The sequence below is a fragment of the Priestia sp. P5_B4 genome, from assembly GCF_056400385.1.
Genome location: NZ_JBFULJ010000402.1, coordinates 1 through 3,381, shown reverse-complemented (window position 1 = coordinate 3,381; position 3,381 = coordinate 1). Strand labels below are relative to the sequence as shown.

General features: G+C 37.1%; 6 protein-coding genes and 1 pseudogene. 5 read left to right on the top strand and 2 right to left on the bottom strand.

Annotated elements, in window-relative coordinates:
* Both AC1DRF_RS20185 and AC1DRF_RS20180 read left to right on the top strand, forming a co-directional pair.
* Nucleotides 1-220, top strand: a pseudogene (locus AC1DRF_RS20185) (hypothetical protein); the annotation flags it as partial.
* A 100-nt stretch (nt 221-320) separates the two neighbouring features.
* The gene (locus tag AC1DRF_RS20180) at nt 321-767 is read left to right on the top strand and encodes a YlbF/YmcA family competence regulator (protein WP_016765457.1); all 447 of its coding nucleotides are present in this window, start codon (nt 321-323) and stop codon (nt 765-767) included.
* A 5-nt stretch (nt 768-772) separates the two neighbouring features.
* Here AC1DRF_RS20180 and AC1DRF_RS20175 read toward each other — a convergent pair whose 3' ends face one another.
* Entirely contained in the window at nt 773-1,087 is a 315-nt protein-coding gene (locus AC1DRF_RS20175; protein WP_016765456.1) for a hypothetical protein, read from the bottom strand.
* A 77-nt stretch (nt 1,088-1,164) separates the two neighbouring features.
* On the opposite strand from AC1DRF_RS20175, the gene AC1DRF_RS20170 reads away from it, so the two are divergent.
* Nucleotides 1,165-1,440: a YlbG family protein gene (locus AC1DRF_RS20170; protein ID WP_013058985.1), complete on the top strand. Its 276-nt coding sequence runs from the start codon at nt 1,165-1,167 to the stop codon at nt 1,438-1,440.
* Between the two features lie 75 nt (nt 1,441-1,515).
* Here the strand turns inward: AC1DRF_RS20170 and AC1DRF_RS20165 are convergent, their stop codons facing one another.
* Nucleotides 1,516-1,902, bottom strand: coding sequence for a DUF7147 family protein (locus AC1DRF_RS20165; RefSeq protein ID WP_013084871.1), 387 nt, complete (start codon nt 1,900-1,902; stop codon nt 1,516-1,518).
* 611 nt (nt 1,903-2,513) lie between these two features.
* Between AC1DRF_RS20165 and rsmD the strand changes: the two genes are divergently transcribed.
* Both rsmD and coaD read left to right on the top strand, forming a co-directional pair.
* Nucleotides 2,514-3,083 carry a 16S rRNA (guanine(966)-N(2))-methyltransferase RsmD gene (gene rsmD / locus AC1DRF_RS20160; protein ID WP_034649113.1) on the top strand — a complete coding sequence of 190 codons (570 nt, stop codon included), beginning with the start codon at nt 2,514-2,516 and terminating at the stop codon, nt 3,081-3,083.
* Between the two features lie 35 nt (nt 3,084-3,118).
* The coding region (coaD, locus tag AC1DRF_RS20155; RefSeq protein ID WP_477741512.1) for a pantetheine-phosphate adenylyltransferase at nt 3,119-3,381 on the top strand (263 nt) is incomplete at its 3' end.

Here is a 3,381-nt window from a genome sequence, read left to right as displayed (position 1 = left end):
GAATGTATACGTCGAATGTATTCTAAGCCGGTTTTCATTTTCAACAGAGAGTGGATTCCTGCAAATTACAGTAGATGGAAAACCATTTAAAGAAATGAAGCAAGCAGCCTTTGTTTTAAGTGATCTTCCAAAAGGATCTCATACTGTTACGATTGAACTGATGAAATCTAAAGAAGAAAGTTATCAAGTGAGGAATACCTTTACGGTTGAAATTATATAGTTAAAAAGTAGAACTTGTAGTAAATCAGTGTAAGCTGTTTTAGCAAGTTCTTTTTCTTTAGATCCAAAACGTGATAAGATAAAAACGGAGGTGCACAGCCATGCTGACAACAATGAGAACTGTTGAATTACTCGATGAGTCTGATCACGTAGCGAACATGGTGCTACAATCAGACGTAGCCGAGAACTATCGTCAATGTTTATATAGATTAAATAAAGATTCACATGCACAGGCATTAATTGCTGAATTTGTGAAAATAAAGGAACAGTATGAGGATGTTCAGCGATTTGGAAAATATCATCCTGATTATAAAACCATTACGAGACAAGTACGTGATGTAAAGCGTCAAGTTGATTTACACGCGACAATCGCTGCGTTCAAAAAAGCAGAAAGTGAATTACAAAAGCTGCTTGATGAAATTAGCGTTATCCTTGGTCAAGCTGTTTCAGAGCATGTGAAAGTACCAACGGGAAATCCGTTTTTTGATACGGGAAGCAGCTGCGGCGGTGGCTGCGGATCTGGTGGAAGCTGTGGGTGCAGCGCATAAGCCGTTCACTGTATAAATCGAACGCAATCAGCACAGGAATTTCCGCAGCAGGCCATTTTACGCTGTGGAACGTAAAACCTATGCTGATAAACATAAGTAAGATGCTGACTTCTGACAAAAGTTGAGCGCCACGTAGCATTTGTATTGGATGTAGCAAAAATAGATGAAGCTTCTAGAAGCTCATCTATTTTTCTACGCTTAATTGATGTGTTTATATACAAAAAGGGTATATTTGTGATTTTTTTGAAAATGACTTGTTCAATAGCTCTCTGCTCGTTAAAATGAGTAAGAAAGAGCATCCAGATATCATCTAAATTCATACATAAAGCACCTACTTCATATAAAAGAATTTATGATAAAGAAAACCAATATAACGTATGCAAAAGGGGAACTAAATATGTTTGTTGAACGTCAAGGAATTGTGGCGTATGTGCATTCTGTTAAGCAAGCAAAAGCATTGCGAAAGTACGGAAATGTACATTACGTATCTAAAGAATTAAAGTATGTTGTCTTATATTGCAACCAAGATGGCATTGAAAAAACAATCCATAAACTTCAGTCTCTACCTTTTGTGAAGAAAGTAGATCCTTCTTATCGGCCGTTTTTAAAAACAGAATTCGAAAATTCAAAGCCGGATAAGGCGAAGGAATATGACTATAAGATAGGAATTTAAACAAAAAAGGAATGTTATTTACATTCCTTTTTTTTATTTTACTTGCCCTTAGTAAACGAATAGGCAGGGATGAGATTATTGCATTGGCGGAATAAAGCGGTTCATTCGCAAAATGCCAATAAGGTGCTGATAGTAGAGTGCTGTTTCTGGAAATGTAGTAGATGGTTTGACATCGAGTACCACAATTTCTTTTCCCGCTTCCTCAGCAGCTCGTTTAAATAACTCAACGCGCTTGCTGTCGTTTTGTTTTAAAACAATTCCTTCTCGGCAAACGTAAAGCGGTTGGAAATTCCCTTCAGCTGTTGGATGCAAGACAGCGACAAAAGAAGCTACTTGTCGATCTTCTTTTACTGTTCGCAGCATAATAAGATGAGCAAGACGGTGTTTGTTGCTTTTGACAATCTCTAACAGCTCATAAATATCTGAATACCCTTCTCCGAGCTCAATAAAACGCTGAATCATATGTATTTCCCCCTTTATGTATTAAAAAAGCAAACTCACGTAGTTTAATGTATCACTGAATATTTTAAGAGTAAATAAAAAAATCCCTACAACTACTCATTGTAGGGCCCTTCAATAAAGGGGTGTAATCACCTCTGCGATTACAAGCACCTTGATGAAGGCAAAGGGAGAGGAGAAACCGGAGGAAGAACTTATGGGGAAACGTAAGTCTTCTCCGCGGTTGGCAACAACATCGGTTAGATGATGTTGTTACTAGTCAGTATGTCCGTTTTAAACGTTCATATACCTGTCTTGTGAAATTCACTTTTTAATACATAAAAGACTGATAACATAACAGAGAAAAAGGGTAAATTTACGTTTGTTATGACATATTAAAGTAAAGGAATTCTTCTATGAACGAAATGCCGAATGATCTTCATAGGTGTATCTTTTAGAAAAGAATCAGTGTATCTAAGGACACGGCCGTAAAAGTCCAGCATAAAAGCAAGCTGATGGTTACTGCATAGAATGTATACAGCATTGAATAAATTGAGGATTTTTGCTAGTCTTTGTAATTCAAAATATGTTAGGATAATGAAGAATAAGGAAGTAAAAGTAAGGTAGTGATAAGGATGAGAGTAGTAGCAGGTTTATATAAAGGCCATGCGTTAAAGGCGGTTCCAGGATACTCAACCCGCCCTACAACAGATAAGGTGAAAGAAGCTATTTTTAATATGATTGGACCGTTTTTTGAAGGTGGAACAGCTCTTGATTTGTTCGGTGGAAGCGGTGGCTTGGGAATTGAAGCTCTAAGCCGAGGAATAGATAAAGTCATTTTTGTGGATCGGGATGGCAAAGCGATTCAGACGATTAAAGCAAACTTAGCATCTTGCCGGTTAGAAGACCGCGCTGAAGTGTATCGAAATGATGCAGAACGTGCACTGAAAGCGATAAAGAAAAGGGAGCTGACGGTCGATTTACTTTTGCTTGATCCACCGTATAAAGCACAAAAGTTGAAAGCGCTTATCGAAACGGTAAGTGAAGAAAATCTTCTAGCAAAAACAGGAATTATTGTAGCGGAGCATTCTCATGATGTACAGTTAGATGATGAGATTGGTTTATTTGAAAAAATAAAAAGCGAAACGTACGGTATCATTGGTGTTTCTATTTATACATACAAAAAAGAAGAATCAGTTGACTAAATCAATGAGCTGTTAGATGTAGAAAGGGGATACGTATGGGCAGTATAGCTGTTTGTCCAGGAAGCTTTGATCCAGTTACAAATGGACATTTTGATATTATTAAACGAGGCGCAAATGTATTTGATACGATTTATGTGGTTGTTTTAAATAACTCTTCAAAAAGTCCTTTATTTACAGGGGAAGAGCGAGTAGCTTTGCTGAAAGAAGTAACAAAATCACTTCCTAATGTGGTAGTAGAGTCGTATAGTGGATTATTAATGGAATATGCAAAAGAAAAGCAGGCAAAGACCATTTTAAG

Coding starts and splice junctions, on each gene's coding strand:
- rsmD (WP_034649113.1), top strand. CDS start 2,514: ATGAGAGTAGTAGCAGGTTTATATAAAGGCCATGCGTTAAAGGCGGTT.
- AC1DRF_RS20175 (WP_016765456.1), bottom strand. CDS start 1,087: ATGAATTTAGATGATATCTGGATGCTCTTTCTTACTCATTTTAACGAG.
- AC1DRF_RS20165 (WP_013084871.1), bottom strand. CDS start 1,902: ATGATTCAGCGTTTTATTGAGCTCGGAGAAGGGTATTCAGATATTTAT.
- AC1DRF_RS20180 (WP_016765457.1), top strand. CDS start 321: ATGCTGACAACAATGAGAACTGTTGAATTACTCGATGAGTCTGATCAC.
- AC1DRF_RS20170 (WP_013058985.1), top strand. CDS start 1,165: ATGTTTGTTGAACGTCAAGGAATTGTGGCGTATGTGCATTCTGTTAAG.